The organism is Fulvivirga aurantia, assembly GCF_009711475.1.
Taxonomy (GTDB): Bacteria; Bacteroidota; Bacteroidia; order Cytophagales; family Cyclobacteriaceae; genus Fulvivirga; species Fulvivirga aurantia.
Map to the genome: position 1 here is coordinate 1 of NZ_SMMD01000100.1, position 501 is coordinate 501.

Sequence of the window (501 nt, forward strand, 5' to 3'; positions counted from 1 at the left end):
TTAATAAACTGAATAGATCAGTAGACTTATAGAAGGGTGCTGTTGAGGCAGTAAGCATGGCTCCTTAGTTCAATGGATACCCCGATTGTTAATAATGGCCTCTTAGTTCAATGGATAGAATAGGAGTTTCCTAAACTCTTGATCTAGGTTCGATTCCTAGAGAGGCCACAAATCGGGGCTAAACCGTAGATGCAAGTTCGATTCTTGCCGGAGCTACAAAAGCTTCTAAATTTCTGACAGTAAATCTCTACACCTATAAAGGAAACATCTCCTTAGGAATAGCATGAAATTTATACCGTTGTACCGCATGCTCAATATCAGTTACTGCTATTGGTTTGGTGGTATGTACCGTAAACTCTCGAGGGTATACAGTTTCGTCTAGAAGCACATCTTTAATACCTGGAATCTCCATTACGGCTCTTTGTATACGCATCAGGTCATCCTGATCTTTGGCATTGGTGCCAAAAATTCTACCATGATCACCTGGAATAACATTATCAG

General features: G+C 40.3%; 1 protein-coding gene and 1 tRNA gene. One reads left to right on the forward strand and one right to left on the reverse strand.

Going from position 1 to position 501, the window contains the following annotated elements; translation table 11 throughout:
- Nucleotides 1–96: 96 nt before the first annotated feature.
- Nucleotides 97–168 (forward strand) — tRNA-Arg (locus E1176_RS00205).
- Between the two features lie 85 nt (nt 169–253).
- On the opposite strand, the gene E1176_RS20085 is transcribed toward E1176_RS00205, so the two are convergent.
- Nucleotides 254–501 (reverse strand): heavy-metal-associated domain-containing protein (locus E1176_RS20085; protein ID WP_185152462.1); only part of this gene is annotated, 248 nt, incomplete at its 5' end.